Below are 15,873 nucleotides of genomic sequence, written 5' to 3'. Positions count from 1 at the left end.
ACGTTGGAGGCGCCGAAGACGTCGACCAGCGCGAAGAACTTCTCGGAGACGAGCGCCTTGATCGGCGCCGTGTAGAAGCTGCGGCGTCCGGAGGCGAGCGCCGCGGCGTGCGCGCCGATCGCGACGAGCGACTTCCCGGTGCCGGTGGGCGTCGAGAGGATCAGGTTGGAGCCGGAGGCGATCTCGAGCATGGACTCGTCCTGCGCCGGGTAGAGCGGGAGGCCGCGCGACTCCGCCCACTCGGTGAAGGCCAGGTAGACCGCGTCGTCGTCGACGCGCCCGTCCGCGTCGGGCGTCGGCATGCGGTCGAGCAGCGTCGAGGTCATCCCCCCATCCTCCCAGCCCGCGGCCCGTCGCTCGGGTGCGATCCGTCACGGACGGCCCGTGCGCCCCCGCCTCACGGGCCGCGGGTGACGGATCGGTCCGCCGGAGCGAGGGCCCCGTCGACGAGTCCGACGACGCGGTCGGCGTCGGCCAGCACGGCGGGGTCGTGCGAGACGCAGACCACCGTCGCGCCGCGGTCCGCCTCCGCGCGCAGGACCGACCGGATCCGCTCCGCACTCGCCGAGTCGAGGCCGGTGGTGGGCTCGTCCAGGAGCAGCAGGCCGGCCCCGCGGGCGAGCCCCTGGGCGAGGAGCGCCCGCTGCCGCTGACCGCCGGAGAGCACCGCGAAGGGCTCCCGGGCGAGCGCGGCGATCTCCATCCGCTCGAGCGCGGTGGCGATCGCGTCCGCCGCGCGCGCGTCGCTGCGGCGGAGGCGGCCGAGCCGACCCCAGGTGCCCACCGCGACCACGTCGCGCACCGTCACCGGGAGGCGGTCCGGGATCGACGCCCGCTGCGGCACGAAGGCGATCGCTCCGGTGACGTCCCGCGTGCCGGACGTCAGTGGACGCACTCCCGCGATCACCTCCAGGAGCGTCGACTTGCCGGCGCCGTTCGGCCCGGCGATCACGGTCAGCGAGCGCGCGGCGACGTCGAGATCGACCCCCGCGAGAGCGCGGCGGGAGCCGAAGTCGACGTGAGCGCCTCGGAGGCGGACCGGGGGCTCGGGCGGGGGTGAGACGTCCATCCCGACGAGCGTACAGCAGTGATAACTGTTCTCATTATCGTGTACGGTCGGGCACCATGCTCAGCCTCCTCGCCGGAATCCTCGAGCCGTTCGCTCTCGACTTCCTCCAGCGCGCCCTCCTCGGCGGCGTCCTCGTCGCGGTCCTCTGCGGCGTCGTCGGCACCTGGGTGGTCCTCCGCGGGATGGCCTTCCTCGGCGAGGCGCTCGCCCACGGGATGCTCCCCGGCGTCGCCCTCGCGACGGTGCTCGGCGCGCCCGTCCTCGTGGGCGGCGCAGCCAGCGCGGTGCTGATGAGCCTCGGCATCGCGGCCCTGCAGCGGCGCGGACGACTGTCCTACGACACCAGCATCGGCCTGCTCTTCGTCGCCATGCTGGCGCTGGGGGTCATCGTGATCTCGCACTCGGGCAGCTTCGCCACGGACGCGACCTCGATCCTCTTCGGCGACATCCTCGCGATCACTCCCGTCGACATCGGGCTGCTCGCCGCCGCCGCCGGAGTCGGCCTCCTCGTCGCAGCGGCCTTCCACCGCCCGCTCGTCGCCCTGGCGCTGGATCCGCGCATCGCCGCGGTGCTCGGCCTCGGTCCGCGCTCGGCTCAGGCCGCGCTGGTCGGCCTGGTGACCCTCGCCGTCGTCGCCTCCTACCAGGCGGTCGGCTCGCTCCTCGTCGTCGGGCTCCTGCTGGCTCCCGCGGTGGCCGCCGGTCACTGGACCACGCGCATCCCGACCCGGATGCTGCTCGCGTCGATCCTCGGCGCGGCCTCCGTGCTCGTCGGCCTGCTCGTCTCCTGGCACGCGGCCACGGCCGCGGGCGCCTCGGTCGCCGGCACGGCCATCGCGGTCGCCGCGGTGTCCTGGGCGGTCCGCTCGGCCGCGTCGGCCCTCGCGTCCCGGTCGGGCCCTCAGCCGGTCGCCGCATGAGGCCCTGCCGGCACCGCTCCTCCCCCGCTCACCCTCGAAAGGACTCCGTGCACTCCCGAACCACCGCCTCCACCGTCCTCCTGGGCGCTCTCGCGCTGGGCCTGGCCGCCTGCTCGACCGATGCCTCCGCGCCGGCCGCGGACGACACGGGCTCCGGCCACGGCGCCGTCGCGAACGCCGCCGAGCTCGCCGAGCCGCGCCTGGGGCTGACGTCGATCGACCCGTCGGGCGCCGTGTCGCACCTCGACCTCCTCGACGAGACGGTCACCGGCCTCGGCACCATCGGCGCACCGAGCGCGATGACGACCGACGGCCGCTACCTCTTCGCCCAGACCGATGCGGGCGTCGAGATCGTCGACAGCGGCGTGTGGACCTGGGACCACGTGGACCACTTCCACTACTACCGCGCGGACCCCCGCCTGATCGGCACGGTCGAGGGCTCCGGGACGGCCGTCGTCGCCACGACGAACCTCTCGACCACCGGCGGAACCGGACTCTTCTTCCCCGACTCCGGCGAGGCGGTCCTCCTCGACACCGAGGCGCTGTCGAGGGGGGCGATCGTCGAGCGGTTCCGGAAGGACGTCGAGCCCGGACCCGGGATGGTCGTGCCCGTCGGCTCGTCCGCTCTGGTGACCGAGGGGTCCGGATCCGGAGCGGCCGTCGCCGGCTACGACTCGGACGGCGAGCCGACGGGCCTCCGCGAGGCCTGCCCCGACCCCGCCGGGACGATCACCACCCGCGTCGGCGCCGTCATCGGCTGCTCCGACGGCGCACTCCTGGCGTCGATCGAGGACGAGGAGCTCATCGTCGAGCGGATCCCCTACCCCGCCGGCAACACCGCGCCACCCGCCGCCTCCTTCGACAACCGCGAGGGCCGCCCCACGGTCGCCGGCCTCGCCGGGGACGCGGGCATCTGGCTCCTCGACACCCGGGAGCGCTCCTGGAGCCTCCTCCCCTCTCCCGCCCCGCTGGCGCAGGTCACCGCGGTGGACGACGCGGACGAGACCGTCCTCGCCCTCGCCGCCGACGGCCGCGTGCTGGTGCTCGACGGCTCCGACGGTGCGGTCCTCGCCGAGACCGCGCCCCTCGTCGCGGACACGACCGCGGACGGCTCGCGGCCCGTCCTGATCGCCGACCAGCAGCGGGCCTACCTCAGCGCGCCCGCCGAGCGGAAGCTGCACGAGATCGACTACGCGGACGGCGCGCGCCTCGCCCGCACCTTCGAGACCGCCACCGAGCCGGCCTTCACGGCGGAGACGGGCCGATGAGGCGCCGCTGGGCCGTCGCGTCCGCCGCGGCGGTCCTGCTCCTGTCGGGCTGCACGTCCGCGGAGGAGGACGAGAGGCCCCTCGTCATCGTCTCCACCAACATCCTCGGCGACGTCGTGGGCGAGCTCGTCGGCGACGAGGCGCAGGTCGTCACGCTGATGAAGCCCGACGCCGACCCGCACTCCTTCGAGATCTCGGCGCAGGAGGCGGCGCGCCTGCGCTCCGCCGACCTCGTCGTCTCGAACGGCCTCGGACTCGAGGAGGGCCTGCAGCAGCACCTCGACGAGGCCTCCGGTGAGGACGTCCCCGCGTTCGTCGCCGGCGACGCCGTTGACGTCCTCGACTACAGCGAGGGCGACGCGGAGGGGAGCCCGGACTCGCACTTCTGGACGGACCCCGGCCGGATGATCGACGTCGTCGACTCCCTCGGGCCCGTGCTCGCCGCGCTCGACGGCGTCGATCCGGCCGCCGTCCGGGACCGGACGGCCGGCTACCGCGCCGAGCTCGAGCGGCTCGACTCCGAGATGGCCGCGGCGTTCGCCGCGATCCCCGCCGAGCGCCGCGCCCTCGTCACCAACCACCACGTCTTCGGGTACCTCGCCGACCGCTTCGACTTCGACGTCGTCGGCGCCGTCATCCCGGGAGGCACGACCCTCGCGGCGCCGTCCGCCTCCGACCTCGCCGATCTCGTCGACGCGGTCGAGCAGACCGGCGTCCCCACGATCTTCGCGGAGTCCTCGTCTCCCGACCGCCTGGTCCAGGCGCTGGCGAGCGAGGCCGACATCCGCGTGGAGGTGGTCGAGCTGTTCACGGAGTCCCTGACGGGGCCCGAGGGCGGCGCTCCCGACTACCTCGCCATGATGCGCGTCAACACGCAGCGCATCGCCACCGGGCTCTCCCCGTGAGCCCTCCGATCCACCACCAGGAAGAAGAAGCACCCATGCAGAATCCCCACGTCCGGCGGGCGGGCCTCGGCCTGATCGCCGCCTGCTCGATCACGGTCCTCGCGGCCTGCTCGTCGAGCTCGACCCCGGCCGCCGAGTCCTCCGCGTCCACCGCGCCGGCCACCGAGGCCGCGGCGGCCGCCGGCGCCCGCGTCGCCGTCGCCTACGAGGGCGGCATCCTCGTCCTCGACGGCGAGACCCTCGAGACCGTCGCGGACCTGGACTCCGAGGAGTTCACCCGCCTCAACCCCGCCGGCGACGACCGCCACGTCATGGTCACCATGAGCGAGGGGTTCCAGCTCCTCGACACCGCCGCCGGCACCGGCGGCGAGCCGGAGCTGACGGACATCGTCTTCCCCGCGGACACCCCGGGCCACGTCGTCCGGCACGCCGGGAAGACCGTCCTCTACGCCGACGGCACGAGCGACACGACCGTCCTCGAGACCGCCGACCTGGCGTCCTCGGACGGGATGCCCGAGACCGAGACCATCCCGGGCGTCGAGGCGCACCACGGCGTCTCGATCGTCCTCGAGGACGGCACCTTCCTCACCACGGTCGGTGACGCCGACGGGCGCAAGGGCATCGAGGTGCGCGACGCCTCCGGCGCCGTGACGGCCACGAACGACCAGTGCCCCGGTGTCCACGGAGAGGGCACGGCCGAGAACGAGGTCGTCGTCTTCGGCTGCGAGAACGGCGCCCTGGTCTACGACGGCGGCGAGATCACGAAGCTCGAGGCGCCGGACCAGCCGTACGGCCGCATGGGCAACGCCTGGGTCAGCGAGACCAGCCCGATCATCGTCGGCGACTACAAGGACGACCGCGACGCCGAGGGCTACCTCCTGCACCGCGTGGCGCTGATCGACACCGAGGCGAAGACCCTCGACGTCGTCGACCTGCCCGAGGGCGTCGAGTACACCTTCCGCGGCGTCGCCCGCGGCCCCGACGACCTGGCGTACATGATCGCCTCGGACGGCGCGATCCACGTCCTCGACCCCGAGACCGGCGAGCTGACCGCCTCCTACCCCGTCGTCGACGCCTGGGAGAGCCCGGTCGAGTGGCAGGACCCGCACCCCGCGATCACGGTCGCCGGGGACATCGCCTACGTGACCGACCCGGCCGCCGACAGCATCCACGCCGTCGACCTCACCACGGGAGAGGTCGTCGCCACCGGCGAGCTCGACGTCACGCCGAACGAGATCGCCGTCGCCGCGAGCTGACCATCGGCACGGAGGAGGGGCGCGGGGCCGTGGGCTCCGCGCCCCTCCTGTTCACCTGGAGGGGCCAGGATCTCCGCATGACGACCGACTTCGATCTCGACCAGGTGGTGCGCGACGTGACCGCGAACGTGCGCAAGAAGTTCCCCGACCACTCCGAGGAGCAGGTCGCGCCGCTCGTGCGCGAGGAGCTCGCGGACCTGCAGGACCGGCCCGTGCAGGACTACCTGACGGTGCTCACGGAGCGAGCGGTCAAGCGCCGCCTCAAGCGCGAGGCGCGCGGGGAGTAGACCGGGTCAGGCGAGCGCCCGCTCGATCGACGCCCGCAGCGCCGGAGCCGGCCGGAGCGCACCCGCCTCCTCCGCGTCGAGGAGCGCCTGCGCGTCCGCCGGGCTGTGCTCGCGGTACCAGCGGTCGGCCGGGACGCCGTGCCCGGGCCGGCTCAGCACCTCGACGGCGTCGCCCGCCTCCACCGATCCGCGGTGCAGCACCCGCAGGTACGCGCCGGTGCGCCCCTCGTCGGCGAAGCGCTTCACCCACTGGGGCTCTCCGAGGGCCCGTTGGAACGTCGCGCACGGCGTCCGCGGCATCGTCACCTCGACCTCGACCGCCTCGCCGATCCGCCAGCGCTCGCCGATCACGGCTCCGCTCACGTCGAGGCCCGCGATCCGCAGGTTCTCGCCGAACATCCCCGCGGCCACCGGCCGCCCCAGGCGCTCCGCCCACCAGACCGCGTCCTCGTCGGAGTAGGCGTAGAGCGCCTTGTCGAGGCCGCCGTGGTGCGCGCGATCGGCCTGCACGTCGCCGTAGAGGCCCAGGTCGCGCACTCCGACGGGACCCTCGACCGGCCGCTTGTCGATCGCGGTCACGCCGACCGTGCCGGAGTCGGGCAGGAGGCGGGCGACGCGGCACACGGCGAGCAGGCGGGGCATGCCGCCATGGTGCCAGCACTAGGCTCGCCGCGTGCGCGACGCGACCGCTCCTCCCCGGCTCGACCCCCTCCTCCTCGACGGCCTCGCCGAGGGGTACGCCGGGGACACGGGCGACCGGGAGCACGCCGAAGGACTGCGCTTCGCCGGCACCGACCTCACCGGCGCCGATCTCACCGCGGCCTCCTTCAGCGAGTGCGTGCTGGAGGGAGTGGTCCTGGACGGCGCCCAGCTGCGGGCCGCGTCGATCGCGGAGTCGCGGCTCGAGCGGCTGGACGTCCCCGGGCTCTCGGCGCCGCGGAGCCGGCTCCGATCCGTCGAGCTGCTCGCCTCGCGGCTGGGCTCGGCCGAGCTCTACGAGAGCACCTGGGAGCAGGTGCGCGTGGCCGACTGCAAGCTCGGCTACCTGAACCTCCGCGGCGCCGCGGTGCGCGACGTGCTGCTCGAGCGCTGCACGATCGACGAGCTCGACCTGGCGGGTGCGACCGGCACGCGGCTGCGCCTGGTCGACTGCGACGTCCGCTCCCTCGATCTCTCCCGGGCCCGGATCGAGCACCTCGATCTGCGCGGCGCCGAGCTGCACGTGCTCACCGGGCTGGACGGCCTCCGCGGCGCCACCCTCTCCGAGCTGCAGCTCAGCCTGCTGCTGCCGCTGTTCGCGGAGCACTTCGGGGTGCGGGTGGGCTGAGCCGCCGGTCCGCCTAGCGCCGGCGGGCGATCAGCCGCGTCAGAGCGCGGCGGCCGAGGAGGAACACGGCCAGCACGACGGCCGTCACGATCACGAAGCTCCACTGCACGCCCTGCCCGGAGGCGATCCGCAGGAGCATCCCGCCCGCGACGGTCACCGCCCAGACGACGAGCCCGGCGGGCACGATCCGGTCCGGGGAGCGCCACGAGCGCGTGACGACCCAGCCGAGCAGGAGCGCCGCCAGGAACGGCCAGAGCGTGGTGAGCAGGCCGATCAGCGCCGACCCCTCGTCGTGGCTCCCGCGGCCGATCAGCACGAAGACCAGGACGAGCACGGCGTCGAGGGCGAGGCCGAGGCCCGCGTGCCGGGTCATGCGGGCTCCGTCACGAAGTCGATGAGCTGCTCGACCCGGCCCAGCAGCGCCGGCTCCAGGTCCTGGAAGGTGCGCACCCGGCCGAGGATGCGCTGCCAGGCGCGCGCGATGTCGGCCTGCTCCTCGTGCGGCCAGCCGAGCGCCTCGCAGATCCCGTGCTTCCACTCGGTTCCGCGAGGGATCTCGGGCCAGCGCTCCAGGCCGATCCGGCCGGGCTTCACGGCCTGCCAGACGTCGATGTAGGGGTGGCCGACGACGAGGACGTGGGCGCCGTGCGGACCGGCGGCGACCTGCTCGGCGATCCGCGACTCCTTCGAGCCGCGCACCAGATGGTCGACGAGCACGCCGATGCGGCGCCCCGGACCGGGCCGGAACTCGCGCACCAGCTCGTCGAGGTTGTCGACGCCCTCGATGTACTCGACGACGACGCCCTCGACCCGCAGGTCGTGGCCCCAGACCTTCTCGACCAGCTCGGCGTCGTGCCGACCCTCGACGTAGATGCGGCTGGGCAGGGCGACCCGCGCCTTCGCGTCGGCGACGTGGAAGGAGCCGGAGGCGGAGCGCGCGCGACCGAGGCCGGCGTCGCGCTTCAGCCCGGGCGCCTTCAGCGACACGGGCTTCCCCTCGAGGAGGAACCCGGGCCCCAGCGGGAACACGCGGACCTTGCCGAACCGGTCCTCCAGCCGCACCATCCGCAGCTCCACGCCGAGCACGGCACCCACGAAGCCGGAGGCGACCTCCTCGACCACCAGATCGCGCTCGGCCTCGACCACCGCCACCTCGACCCTGCCGCGGGCGCGCCAGTCGCCGGCGAGCACGTCCTGCCCGTACCTGTCCTCGTCCATCGCACCGAGGGTAGCCGGAGGCGCGCGGGGCGCCGCGCGGACACGGCGCATGCACCTCTGCTTACATGAGCAGATGACCGAGGACCTCGAACCCGCCGCCGAGCTCTTCAAGGTGCTGTCCTCCTCCTCCCGGCTGCGCCTGCTCCGGGCCCTCGCCGAGGAGACGTCGACGGTCGGGCGGCTGGCCGAGGTGACCGGGCTCTCGCAGCCGCTGGTCTCGCAGCACCTTCGGATGCTCCGCACCGCCGGGCTGGTCGCGGTCGAGCGCGTGGGCCGCGAGGCGCACTACTCCGTCGCCGACACCCACGTCACGCACATCGTCGACGACGCTGTCCGGCACGCCCTGGAGGGGTGACCTCCGTCCCTGTCGGGAACGATGATCGCTCTCGATTAGGCGCATCCATTGCAATGCGTTTATGGATCTGGTCGACTGGAGCCCGTCGCGTCCGCGGCCCCCGCATCCGGAAAGGCAGCACAATGAGCACCACCGATCTCCACGCCGAGCACCCCGTCACCGAGCACGAGCACGGCGAGGGCTGCGGCCACCCGGCCGTGCAGCACGAGGACCACGTCGACTACGTCCACGGCACGCACCACCACGCCCTGCACGGCGACCACTACGACGAGCACGAGTCGGAGGCCGAGCACTCGACCGCCGACCACGAGCACGGCGACGCCTGCGGGCACGAGACCGTGCAGCACGACGACCACGTCGACTTCGTCCACGACGGCCACAAGCACGCCGCTCACTCCGGCCACTACGACGAGCACTGAGGCCGTGCGCGACGGGAGGGCTCGCACCCTCCGGTCGGCGCTCAGCCCTGACGGGCCTTGAAGCGCGGGTTCAGCTTGTTGATCACGAAGACGCGGCCCCGGCGGCGGACGACCTGCGATCCGGGCTGTGCCTTCATCGACCTGAGGGAGTTGCGGACCTTCACGGATGCTCCTGTCGTTAATGAGAACTGTTATCGATAGAGTAGCGGTCCATGGAGCCCCAGCACCCCGCACCCCCCGTCCTCGCCGTCACCCTCGTCAGCGCGACCGACCCCCGGGACGCCGGGCGGACCGCCGCGCTCCTCGCCGGCAGGCCCGAGTCCCGGATCGCCTTCGAGGTCGATCCGCCCGGCGCCGACGGTCCCGCTCTCGCCGAGGAGCTCCACCGGCGCCTCGCGGCCGACGCCGACGACGGCCACCGCGGTCACACGGTCGTCGCCCTCGATGGCCAGGCCGACCCGCTCGAGATCGGACTCGTGCTCGAGCACCTCTGCGCGCAGCGGCATCCCGCCGACACCCGCATCGCGATCCTCGACGTGGTCGCCGTGACGTCGACGGAGGAGATCCTACGCGTGCTCTGCGGCGGCGCGGGCCCCTCCTTCGACTCGGCGGAGCGCCTCGCCGCCCGCCTGGAGTTCTCGAGCCTCATCGCCCTCGCCGAGCCCCTCTCCGAGAGCGACCCCGAGCGGACCGCGCTCGTCCGCGACATCCTGCGAGCGCTCGCCCCCTCCGCCGACCTCGTCCCCGTCGGCGAGCACCCGGCGGAGCCCCGGAGGCTCCATCTCCGGCGCGCGCACGCGATCGCCTCCTCGATGGGCTGGCAGTGCGCCCTCAACGGGACCTCCCGCCGACGGCTCGCGGGAACGACGGTGCAGGAGTTCGTCTTCCGCGATCCGCTGCCCTTCCACCCCGGCCGCCTCAGCGCGGCCGTGCACGGGGAGCTGGTGGCGGAGAAGGTGGGGCGCATCCTCCGCTCCCGCGGCCTGGTGCGTCTGGCGACCCGCGCCGACCGGGTCGGCTCGTGGTCGGTCGCGGGCGACGTGCTGACCCTGGATCCGACGAGCCTGCTCAGCTGGGACGAGGACGCGCCTCTGGGCCAGGAGCTCGCCTTCTTCGGGACCGGCCTGGACACCGGGGGGCTGACCGCCGTCCTGCAGAGCTGCCTGCTCACCCCCGAGGAGCTGCTGGCCGGCCCGGCCGCCTGGGCGGAGTACGCGGACCCGTTCCCGCGCTGGGTGGACGAGCACCGGAACTGAACCGAGCGCCCTCCGTCGCGCGGGACTCGACGAGAGCGACCCGCCGAGGACACCATTAGGCGAATGGTCCTCCGAACGCGCCATCGGACTTCTGGAACCCGCCCGATCATTGATGATCTGCGATAACCCTGCAATTGTGACTGGTGTCAAAGATGACGTTGAGAGAAGGAGATGTTCTTGCCAGGCACCAGAAGATCGGTTCGAGCGCTGCTCATGGGCACCGTACTTGCTTTCACTTCATTGGTCGCAACACCTGCGACGGCCGATCCGGGAGTCGTCACAGCGACCCGAACAGCAGAATCGACAATGCAATCTTTCGGCTTGCTCACGCCTATCGCCGCCTCCAGTGAACGCGCCGCTCGACTAAGCTCCGAATCAGAGCACCTGGAGCCGAGCGGCTCCCTCTCGACGAAGTCCGGCCTCACGGTCGAATACAGGAACCACAGCGTCGGCATCACTCCAGGAACCGCTGTCTGATCGGCGAGCGTCGGGCCTTCAGGCGCGCTCGTCTACAACATGAGCGACTCCTACGATTACGCGTTCACAGGGGCAGGCCATGTTCTCAATGCGGGCTTTGCTCTCATCAAGGACCAGGCAGCCCCATCTGATTACAGATTCGACGTGACCGTGGATGGAGAACCCGCCATCCTTGAGTTCATCGACCACTCGGTTGCGGTGAAGGATTCACACGGACGGACCGTCAACTTCATAAATCCGGCCTGGGCCTCAGATTCCACCGGCGCTCCTGTCAGGACCAGTTTCTCGATCGACGGCGGCACGCTGGTGCAGAGAGTGCATCACACGGGCGCATCCTATCCCGTGGTCGCCGACCCCAGCCTCGCCTGTGACATCGCATTCTGTACAATCATGCTCAACAGAACCGAGACGAAAACCGCGTCGCAATCTACCGCAGCAGCGGCAGGATTACTGTGCGGATCAATGACGGCCGCATTCGCCCCCCTCGGAGCGGTGTGCGGCGCTTACGGCGCCGTATTCCACGTCGCCGCAGTTCAAGCGAACAACTCTGGCCAGTGCCTCGGCGCACGCTACCTCACTATAGGTGGCTCTCTGCACCCGGTCATCCAGCGCTGTTAGAGCGCGCGAAGAACAGCGAAGGAGATTCAATGGCCTCTGATCACGATCTCAGTCGGGCGATGCGCCGAGAATTGCGCAATCCCATCCTTGGAGGATTGGCGCTTCTGCTGTTCGGCGGTACAGCGGTTCTATTGCTTCTGTTCTGGTTCACCGATGCACGCGCCGTTCTCACGCCCTTCGTCGGGCCTGGAACGGGACTGGTCCTCACTGCTTTTACCGTGGAGGTAGCTCGACGCGCTAGGAGGCGCATGCGCGCGGAGGAGCGGGAGAGCTGACCTCGGAGCCTCGATCGACGGAGATTCTCGTCGCGCCATTGAGCGGCGAAAATCTCCGTCGCCGGTGGAGGACATTCCGTGTCTGACCAGCCCGGCCGGTATACGCCAACCGGAGTCGAACGATCGGACTATCCAATTTGGGATGCAACCGACATCTACGGCAAACGAAGAGTGATCGACGGAGGGGACGCAGCGCGGCCGTCCACCGTGCGGAGACGACGGGCGACCGCAGCGCCGACGGGCTCCGGGACGCACGGAGCCGACTGTGCGCCGGGAGTGTGACGCGCGGAGGCTCCCTCCGGGCGGCGGGTGAGTAGGCTGACCGGACAGCACGTGCTCCGGGGTCGGTGGGAATTCCGAACCGGCGGTCACAGTCCGCGAGCCGCAGCCCCTCGAGAGGGGCGGCGGTTGACCTGGTGGAACTCCAGGACCGACGGTGAAAGTCCGGAGGAGAGGCAGCACGAGCGTCGCGCATCACCGCGCGATGCTGAGCGACGGTGCCCGCGCACCGTCGATCGAGACCCCGGAGTTCGGCGACGAACGGAAGAACCGGGAATGACGATCGACTACGAGCACGCGATGCGCCGGGCGCTGGCGCTCGCCGAGCGCGGGCCCGCCCGCGGACCCAACCCGCGCGTGGGCTGCGTGATCCTCGCGCCCGACGGCACCGTCCTCGGCGAGGGCTGGCACCACGGAGCCGGCACCGCGCACGCCGAGGTCGACGCCCTGTCGCACGTCGCGGCGGGCGCCGCCGAGGGCGCGACGGCCGTCGTCTCGCTCGAGCCGTGCGACCACACAGGGCGCACGGGTCCCTGCAGCCGCGCCCTGATCGAGGCGGGCGTCTCCCGCGTCGTCTACGCTGTGCCGGACCCGGGCGAGCGCTCGGCCGGCGGCGGTCGCACCCTCCGCGAGGCCGGCGTCGAGGTGATCGAGGGCGTGCTCGCCGAGGAGGGAGAGCAGTTCCTCCACCCGTGGCTCACCGCGACCCGCCTGCACCGCCCCTTCGTCACGCTCAAGTGGGCCTCGACCCTCGACGGCCGCACCGCGGCGGCGGACGGCAGCAGCCGCTGGATCACCGGAGCGGCGGCCCGGCAGCGCGTGCACGAGCAGCGTGCCGCGCACGACGCGATCCTCGTCGGCACCGGGACCGTCCTCGCCGACGATCCCGCGCTCACCGCCCGCGGCGACGGAGGCGAGCTCCTCGCCCACCAGCCGGTGCCCGTCGTCGTCGGCACGCGCCCCGTGCCGCCAGGCGCCCGCCTGCACGAGCACCCCCGCGCCGTCGTGGTCGAGCGCACCCGCGACCTCGCCGCGGTCCTCGCGCACCTCTACTCCGCCGAGATCCGCAGCGTCTACGTCGAGGCCGGACCGACCCTCGCCTCCGCGCTCGTCGCCGCCGGACTGGTCGACGAGTACCTCGTGTTCCTCGCGCCCGCGCTCCTCGGCGGCCCCCGCGTCGCGCTCGGCGATCTCGGCGTGGAGAGCATCGGCGGGGCCCGGCGCCTCTCCCTCCGCTCGGTCGAGATCCTCGGCGACGACCTCCTCGTGACCGCGCGCCCCGACGTCCTCCCCGCGGGCGGTGCCGGCACCCCGGCCCGCCTCCCCCACGCCCTGCAGATGGAGACCCACTGATGTTCACCGGAATCATCGAGGAGAAGGGCGTCGTGACCGCCGTCGAGGCGGGCGCCGACGCGATTCGCCTCAGCATCCGCGGGCCCCTCGCCGTCGAGGGCGTGCGGCACGGCGACTCGATCGCGGTCTCGGGCGTCTGCCTCACCGTGGTCGAGCACACCGACCAGGGCTTCACCGCCGACGTCATGGCGCAGACCCTGCGGATGTCGACCCTCGACACCGTGGGCGTCGGCGACCCCGTGAACCTCGAGCGCGCCGCGCTGGTCGGCGACCGGCTCGGCGGCCACATCGTCCAGGGCCACATCGACGGCACGGCGACGCTGCTCGCGATCGCACCGGGCGAGGCCTGGCGGGTGCTGCGGTTCTCGCTGCCGGCGGAGATCGCTCCGCTCGTCGTCGACAAGGGCTCGATCGCGGTCGACGGCGTCTCGCTGACCGTCTCGGCGATCAGCCCCGCCGCCGAGCCGGAGCAGTGGTTCGAGGTCTCGCTGATCCCCGAGACGCTCGCCGTCACCACGCTGGGCGCGCGCGCGATCGGCGATCAGGTCAACATCGAGACCGACGTCCTGGCCCGCCACGTCGAGCGGATGCTCGCCCTGCGCTCGATCGCGGAGGCCCGCTCATGAGCCTCGCCACCATCCCCGAGGCCGTCGAGGCGCTACGCGCCGGGCGCCCGATCATCGTCGCGGACGACGAGGGCCGCGAGAACGAGGGCGACGTCATCGTCTCGGCCCAGCTCGCCAGCCAGGAGACGATCGCCTGGATGGTCCGCCACTCCTCCGGGTTCATCTGCGCGCCGATGACCAACGAGATCGCCGACCGCCTCGCCCTGCCGCTGATGGTGGTCGAGAACGAGGACCCGCGCGGCACCGCCTACACGCTCTCCGTCGACGCGGCCGACCGGCTCTCCACCGGCATCAGCGCCTCCGACCGCGCGCACACCCTCCGCGTGCTGGCCGACCCCGAGGCGACCCCCTCCCGCCTGAACCGCCCCGGCCACATCCTGCCGCTGCGCGCCGTCGACGGCGGCGTGCGCGAGCGCGACGGGCACACGGAGGCGGCCGTCGACCTGATGAAGCTCGCCGGCCTGTACCCCGTGGGCGCGATCTCCGAGATCGTCGCCGAGGACGGCGAGATGATGCGGCTGCCCGGCCTGATCGCCCTCGGCGAGCGCGAGGGCGTGCCGGTGACCACGGTCGCGGCCCTCATCGCGTACCTGCAGGAGTTCCACTGCGACGCGGAGGTGCCCGTCACGGTCGCGGTCCCGGAGAGCGCGCGGGTGAGCTTCGAGGTCGAGACCACGGTGCCGACCACCCACGGCCCGTTCCGGATCCGCGCCTACCGCGACCGGCAGACCGGAGCGGATCACGTCGCGATCCTCGCGGGAGAGGTCGCCGCGGGGCGGCCCGCCCTGGTGCGCGTGCACTCCGAGTGCCTGACCGGCGAGGCCTTCGGCTCGCTGAAGTGCGAGTGCGGGCCCCAGCTCGACGCCGCCCTCGACACGATCCAGCGGGACGGCGGCGTCGTCGTCTACCTCCGCGGTCACGAGGGCCGGGGCATCGGCCTGATCAACAAGCTGCGCGCCTACCGCCTGCAGGAGGACGGACTCGACACCCTCGACGCGAACCTCGCCCTCGGGCTCCCCGCCGACGCGCGGGACTACGGAGCGGCGGTCGGGATCCTCGAGGACCTCGGCCTCACCGAGGTGCGCCTGCTCACCAACAACCCCGAGAAGGTCCGCCAGCTCACCGACCGCGGCATCGTCGTCGCCGAGCGCGTGCCGCTCGTCGTCGGAGTCGGCGCCTTCAACGAGGGCTACCTCGAGACCAAGCGCGACCGCATGGGCCACACCCTCGACAGCGTCCTCGACCACGACCCCCTCGACGCCGGGATCTCCGGCCTCGCCCTCGACGCCGGGATCGCCGGCGCCACCACGAAGGAGTAGCAATGGCCGGTAGCGGCGCCCCCACCACCTCCCCTCTCGACGGCGCGGGACTGCGCGTCGTCGTCATCGCGGGCACCTGGCACGAGCAGATCAGCGACGGCCTGATCGCCGGAGCGAGCCGAGCCCTCGACGAGGCCGGAGCGTCCTGGTCGCTCGTGCGCGTGCCCGGCTCGTTCGAGCTGCCCGTCGCCTCGAAGGCGGCCCTGGAGGCGGGGGCCGACGCGGTCGTCGCCCTCGGCGTGATCATCCGCGGCGGCACCCCGCACTTCGAGTACGTCTCGGACGCCGCCACCTCCGGGCTCACCACCGTCTCGATCCTGACGGGCAAGCCGGTCGGCTTCGGCGTGCTCACCCTCGACACCGAGCAGCAGGGCATCGATCGCGCGGGCCTTCCCGGCTCGAAGGAGGACAAGGGGCGCGAGGCGGCCGAGGCGGCGGTCTCGACCGCTCTGCTCCTCCGCTCGCTGCGCAGCTGAACCACTGCGGGCGGCCCCCGTCCTGGGGCCGCCCGCACACGAACCTGGGAGAACACGGAGTAAAGTGGTCGGGTCGTCACGAGCGACCCCCCTCTCCTCCCCCTCTCCTCAGCGGCCCGCGACGCCCGATCGATGCCCTGCTGCTCGGTGTCGAGGGTGAGCACGCCGAA

At 72.5% G+C, this 15,873-nt stretch carries 21 protein-coding genes and 1 riboswitch; of the genes, 15 read left to right on the top strand and 6 right to left on the bottom strand.

Features of this window, described 5'->3' with window-relative positions:
- A partial coding sequence (locus C5D04_RS15535) for a DEAD/DEAH box helicase (protein WP_374954392.1) occupies positions 1–326 on the bottom strand: 326 nt, incomplete at its 3' end.
- A 71-nt stretch (positions 327–397) separates the two neighbouring features.
- Positions 398–1,069 carry a zinc ABC transporter ATP-binding protein AztA gene (aztA, locus tag C5D04_RS15530; protein WP_104325685.1) on the bottom strand — a complete coding sequence of 224 codons (672 nt, stop codon included), beginning with the start codon at positions 1,067–1,069 and terminating at the stop codon, positions 398–400.
- 56 nt (positions 1,070–1,125) lie between these two features.
- Here aztA and aztB point away from each other — a divergent pair, with 56 nt between their 5' ends.
- The 5 genes from aztB to C5D04_RS15505 all read left to right on the top strand — a co-directional run bounded on the left by aztB (position 1,126) and on the right by C5D04_RS15505 (position 5,705).
- Complete coding sequence (gene aztB, locus C5D04_RS15525; protein WP_104233709.1) at positions 1,126–1,989, top strand: zinc ABC transporter permease AztB; 864 nt, start codon at positions 1,126–1,128, stop codon at positions 1,987–1,989.
- A gap of 47 nt (positions 1,990–2,036) precedes the next feature.
- The gene (locus C5D04_RS15520) at positions 2,037–3,257 is read left to right on the top strand and encodes an ABC transporter (protein WP_104347979.1); all 1,221 of its coding nucleotides are present in this window, start codon (positions 2,037–2,039) and stop codon (positions 3,255–3,257) included.
- Entirely contained in the window at positions 3,254–4,162 is a 909-nt protein-coding gene (gene aztC / locus C5D04_RS15515; protein WP_104267523.1) for a zinc ABC transporter substrate-binding protein AztC, read from the top strand. The genes C5D04_RS15520 and aztC overlap by 4 nt, the downstream gene beginning before the upstream one ends.
- Before the next feature lie 35 nt (positions 4,163–4,197).
- Positions 4,198–5,418: a zinc metallochaperone AztD gene (aztD, locus tag C5D04_RS15510; protein WP_104347978.1), complete on the top strand. Its 1,221-nt coding sequence runs from the start codon at positions 4,198–4,200 to the stop codon at positions 5,416–5,418.
- Positions 5,419–5,495: 77 nt separating this feature from the next.
- Positions 5,496–5,705 (top strand): three-helix bundle dimerization domain-containing protein, encoded by a 210-nt coding sequence (locus C5D04_RS15505; RefSeq protein WP_104262881.1) that lies wholly within the window; start codon positions 5,496–5,498, stop codon positions 5,703–5,705.
- Between the two features lie 6 nt (positions 5,706–5,711).
- On the opposite strand, the gene C5D04_RS15500 is transcribed toward C5D04_RS15505, so the two are convergent.
- A complete protein-coding gene (locus tag C5D04_RS15500) occupies positions 5,712–6,347 on the bottom strand; it encodes an MOSC domain-containing protein (protein WP_104347977.1) in 636 nt (211 codons plus the stop codon).
- Positions 6,348–6,378: 31 nt separating this feature from the next.
- Here C5D04_RS15500 and C5D04_RS15495 point away from each other — a divergent pair, with 31 nt between their 5' ends.
- Positions 6,379–7,032 carry a pentapeptide repeat-containing protein gene (locus C5D04_RS15495; protein WP_104347976.1) on the top strand — a complete coding sequence of 218 codons (654 nt, stop codon included), beginning with the start codon at positions 6,379–6,381 and terminating at the stop codon, positions 7,030–7,032.
- Between the two features lie 13 nt (positions 7,033–7,045).
- On the opposite strand, the gene C5D04_RS15490 is transcribed toward C5D04_RS15495, so the two are convergent.
- The gene (locus C5D04_RS15490; RefSeq protein WP_104233715.1) at positions 7,046–7,405 is read right to left on the bottom strand and encodes a DUF3054 domain-containing protein; all 360 of its coding nucleotides are present in this window, start codon (positions 7,403–7,405) and stop codon (positions 7,046–7,048) included.
- On the bottom strand, positions 7,402–8,250 hold the full coding sequence (locus C5D04_RS15485; RefSeq protein WP_104226898.1) for a DUF3097 domain-containing protein: 849 nt from the start codon (positions 8,248–8,250) through the stop codon (positions 7,402–7,404). The genes C5D04_RS15490 and C5D04_RS15485 overlap by 4 nt, the downstream gene beginning before the upstream one ends.
- Positions 8,251–8,323: 73 nt before the next feature.
- Between C5D04_RS15485 and C5D04_RS15480 the strand changes: the two genes are divergently transcribed.
- Positions 8,324–8,605, top strand: a complete 282-nt coding sequence (locus C5D04_RS15480) for a helix-turn-helix transcriptional regulator (protein ID WP_104222235.1) — start codon at positions 8,324–8,326, stop codon at positions 8,603–8,605.
- Between the two features lie 122 nt (positions 8,606–8,727).
- Complete coding sequence (locus C5D04_RS18745; protein WP_104257641.1) at positions 8,728–9,024, top strand: hypothetical protein; 297 nt, start codon at positions 8,728–8,730, stop codon at positions 9,022–9,024.
- Positions 9,025–9,065: 41 nt separating this feature from the next.
- On the opposite strand, the gene ykgO is transcribed toward C5D04_RS18745, so the two are convergent.
- Positions 9,066–9,188 (bottom strand): type B 50S ribosomal protein L36, encoded by a 123-nt coding sequence (gene ykgO, locus C5D04_RS15470; RefSeq protein WP_104226896.1) that lies wholly within the window; start codon positions 9,186–9,188, stop codon positions 9,066–9,068.
- Positions 9,189–9,236: 48 nt separating this feature from the next.
- Here ykgO and C5D04_RS15465 point away from each other — a divergent pair, with 48 nt between their 5' ends.
- The 7 genes from C5D04_RS15465 (at position 9,237) to ribH (ending at position 15,703) form a co-directional block, all read left to right on the top strand.
- Complete coding sequence (locus C5D04_RS15465; protein ID WP_104347975.1) at positions 9,237–10,280, top strand: GTP-binding protein; 1,044 nt, start codon at positions 9,237–9,239, stop codon at positions 10,278–10,280.
- A 516-nt stretch (positions 10,281–10,796) separates the two neighbouring features.
- The gene (locus C5D04_RS18005; RefSeq protein WP_146078469.1) at positions 10,797–11,375 is read left to right on the top strand and encodes a hypothetical protein; all 579 of its coding nucleotides are present in this window, start codon (positions 10,797–10,799) and stop codon (positions 11,373–11,375) included.
- Positions 11,376–11,404: 29 nt separating this feature from the next.
- A complete protein-coding gene (locus C5D04_RS18000) occupies positions 11,405–11,650 on the top strand; it encodes a hypothetical protein (protein WP_146078468.1) in 246 nt (81 codons plus the stop codon).
- A 331-nt stretch (positions 11,651–11,981) separates the two neighbouring features.
- Positions 11,982–12,114, top strand: a riboswitch (FMN riboswitch).
- Positions 12,115–12,205: 91 nt separating this feature from the next.
- Complete coding sequence (gene ribD, locus C5D04_RS15460) at positions 12,206–13,282, top strand: bifunctional diaminohydroxyphosphoribosylaminopyrimidine deaminase/5-amino-6-(5-phosphoribosylamino)uracil reductase RibD (protein ID WP_258068185.1); 1,077 nt, start codon at positions 12,206–12,208, stop codon at positions 13,280–13,282.
- Positions 13,282–13,908, top strand: coding sequence for a riboflavin synthase (locus C5D04_RS15455; protein ID WP_104268884.1), 627 nt, complete (start codon positions 13,282–13,284; stop codon positions 13,906–13,908). The genes ribD and C5D04_RS15455 overlap by 1 nt, the downstream gene beginning before the upstream one ends.
- The gene (ribA, locus tag C5D04_RS15450) at positions 13,905–15,227 is read left to right on the top strand and encodes a GTP cyclohydrolase II (RefSeq protein ID WP_104222225.1); all 1,323 of its coding nucleotides are present in this window, start codon (positions 13,905–13,907) and stop codon (positions 15,225–15,227) included. The genes C5D04_RS15455 and ribA overlap by 4 nt, the downstream gene beginning before the upstream one ends.
- Positions 15,228–15,229: 2 nt before the next feature.
- A complete protein-coding gene (ribH, locus tag C5D04_RS15445; RefSeq protein ID WP_104250609.1) occupies positions 15,230–15,703 on the top strand; it encodes a 6,7-dimethyl-8-ribityllumazine synthase in 474 nt (157 codons plus the stop codon).
- Positions 15,704–15,873 lie beyond the last annotated feature (170 nt).

The sequence above is a fragment of the Rathayibacter sp. AY1D2 genome, from assembly GCF_002932695.1.
Classification (GTDB): Bacteria; Actinomycetota; Actinomycetes; order Actinomycetales; family Microbacteriaceae; genus Rathayibacter.
This window is presented reverse-complemented; position numbering and strand designations above follow the sequence as displayed.